Below are 3,176 nucleotides of genomic sequence, written 5' to 3'. Positions count from 1 at the left end.
TGCATCGTCTGAAAGTTCAGGGCGCACCGCGGCATGCGCTTTACCAACCCAGACAACCGGACGGGAAACCTGTTTGTTGCTCTTCCAGTCGAAAGTCAGAACGTCATGACCAATCGTAAGATTTTCGACAGCAACATCGCCTGCGGGTGTACGAATCATGCCCCCGCTCAAGAAGCACACTTCATAAATCAGATTACCGTCGTTCCCCACGACGAGCGAATTACCAAGGCTGGAGGCGTTATCAATCTCTAGCCCTATAGCATGGCCATTTTTCAGATTAATCCATACGCGGTTAGCATCATCAGAATCATAGGCAATACCGACAACATCTCCGTCTTTCACGCCATCCAAGACAATGCCGTCTGACTCTCCGGAGGACGTTCCATTAAAACCAGAAATGACGGTGTTAACAATTCCACCATATGACAGACCGGAAATAACCAGGCCGGTATTTTTCTCCCCATCCATGACAATGGTGCCACCAGCATTTGAATAAATACTGGCCTGCCCGCCACTTTGCAGGAAAAGAGTTCCTGAAAGAGTCCCTCCATTCTCAATGGAAACGTAACCACCATTATTGACGGTTGCCCCAGTAAGCTGGCCGCCTGCACTCACAATGGCGCTTGCTGTATTATTAATTGTGAGGTCAGAAAGCGTGCCGCCTGCATACGCGTAGGCGTAACTACCATCATTAATTGTCGCACTGATGGATACGCCGCCATAACTCACATATTCCGCAGCGGCATTGTTAAGGATCGCATTATAGGAACTTGCCCCAGCGGAAATCGCTTCAAAAGCCTGGGACTGACCGTTAGGGGCTGTGCCATTGCCTGTCAAAACACTGTTGGACGTTATCGCGCCTGAATACAGCACCATAGTCCCACCAGAAATAGTAGCACTCTCTACGGTCGCACTTGTAATAAACCCATGACCATTGGATGCCAGCGTGACGTCCCTGATTGCACCGCCAGATGCGGTAAGCGTGCTCCCATCCTCAAAGCTGGCATTATTAAGCGTACCGCCAAAAACGCTTACACCACCGTTCCCATTCGTAAGATTGCTGCCACTCCCAGTAACATTTGTGGCGGAGCCATTCTCATAAAGATTGATAAAGCCGCCAGTGTTGATGTTAAGGGCAGACACGCTACCGCCAGAAACATCAAAACCACCGCCATTGTCGGCCACCATACCAGAAACAACCCCACCGGATACCGTGATGATCCCGCTCTGAATGGACCCACCATTCATCGTCCCACTATCGTAAACAGTGCCGTAGCCACTGATAATTTTAGCATCAGATGCCAGGCCGCCAGCGGATACAATAATATTTGCATTTGAGGTGAGGATTTGGGCGGAGATGCTTGTGCCGCCATCGTCTACATATTCCGTGCCGCCACTTTGAACGATGTCAGAGAGCGCTGTGCCACCGGCAGAAATATGAACATATCCGCCACTTTGTAACGAGGCCGACGTTAGTTGCCCGCCGTCAAAAACATTTATGCCACCACTTCCGTTTGTTGCTGAGACAACGGTGGCCCTCCCACCAGACAGATTAATGACACCACTCTGAACCGTCGTATCCGTAAGGTCACCGCCGGTGTAAACATTAACGGCACCAGCTGAAAGATTTGTCTGTGATGCCTTACCGCCAGAAAGATTTAAGGTCGCATCCTCCGCCTCCAAGGTAGCGGATAAGCTTGATCCCCCCGCCTGAACGTCCATAACGCCATTTGCCTCAATGACGGCACTTTGTGCTATGCCGCCCGCTGAAACCTGAATGTCACCGCCGGATGTAGCCCTGACAACAGAAACGGTTACGCCGTTTTCAATCTGAACTATGCCGCCTTCTGTCGCGCTCGCATTGCTAACCTGACCGCCAAAAATATCAGCATAGGTGTGTGCCCCGGACACGGTGAGGCCAGTTAAGGTTCCGCCGCTATAAATACCAATCCAGCCACCGTTTGCAGCAGTCCAGTTTGTACCATTTCCCCCGTGGGAAAGGTACGCATGGCCGCCGTCAACGGTAAGATCAACAGCACTGCCCCAGACAGTTTCCTGCCCACCTGTGCCTGCAATATCGCCAGACGTTGTGCCACCGCCAGAGACCAGAATATTCGCGCCGTCCACAGCGGACGTGAAGCTCGCCTGACCTCCTGATAAAACATTGAGCGTTGCGGCAATATTATCACCAGAATCGCCACCAAAGAGATACGTGCTGACAGCACTTCCGGAGTTATAAATATCTATATAACCGCCAGACCTGGCACTTACGTTTGAGGCGATACCTCCTGCACTCACAAATAGTCCAACACCGCTTTGAACAGTTCCGCCGTTCCATGTCGTAGCATTACTGGCATCACCGCCAATTGTCGTATCGGACAAAATATCATTCATATTTGTTATCTTTTCCAAATAATATTTTTACTGCTGTACTATTTTTCTTAGCAGTAATGAGAGAAATACTTTCAAACGGACGCGGCGCATCTGCATGCCATGGGCACCAGAGGAAAGCATAAAACGAAGTGCTTTTTTAGATCATGCCAGCACGCAGAGCCTCCTTGATCCCTTTTCCAAGCAAACCATTGCCTGTATCTCGTTCTGTCAGACGCAGATACCAAGACCCGCATGCAGGCTTAGGAAATAAGGTCAGATAACTTTGAGTGAAGTCAAAGCAAATACCTCCGGCCCAAGCCTGCGGAATTACCGAAAGAACCTTCAGCTCAGGTAAATTTACAGATTTGGAATTTCCGTCTGCTGCTAAAAATGATGACGTGCCTGATGCACAGGGCGCTGCATTGCCTGCTATTTTTTTCATAGTGAAATCACGGCATTATTCGGAAGTTATAAATTTCTCAAATTGAATATTTTCATGTCGCTATCAATACGGTTTTTTCTATATATTTGAAAATAAATAGCTGAATAAAAATGGTGAATTATTTTTAATGATCCAGCTTTTAGCTCTAGCTCACCGGATAAATTTCTGGTCTCTGACCTTACGAGTTTTCTGTAATTCATCCGGGCAGGTCAGATTCATCAGACCGCTAATTGTTCATTTTTCTATGCATCCTGCAGAAAAACGAACCGATCCCAAGAAGACTTTTTCATCTTCTCGACACAGGTCACGATACCTCTGGAAGCCCTCATTATACCAAAGAGGCCTGCCAGATAGATTTTCC

At 48.5% G+C, this 3,176-nt stretch carries 2 protein-coding genes; both read right to left on the bottom strand.

The genetic code is table 11. The features are described from left to right. Positions 1-2,394 (bottom strand): Hint domain-containing protein (locus AD930_RS00085; RefSeq protein ID WP_061504671.1); only part of this gene is annotated, 2,394 nt, incomplete at its 3' end. Between the two features lie 136 nt (positions 2,395-2,530). Next, a complete protein-coding gene (locus AD930_RS17565; protein WP_156476768.1) occupies positions 2,531-2,815 on the bottom strand; it encodes a hypothetical protein in 285 nt (94 codons plus the stop codon). Between the last annotated feature and the right edge of the window lie 361 nt (positions 2,816-3,176).

Source organism: Acetobacter malorum (assembly GCF_001580615.1).
GTDB lineage: Bacteria > Pseudomonadota > Alphaproteobacteria > Acetobacterales > Acetobacteraceae > Acetobacter > Acetobacter malorum.
This window is presented reverse-complemented; position numbering and strand designations above follow the sequence as displayed.

Coding starts and splice junctions, on each gene's coding strand:
- AD930_RS17565 (WP_156476768.1), bottom strand. CDS start 2,815: ATGAAAAAAATAGCAGGCAATGCAGCGCCCTGTGCATCAGGCACGTCA.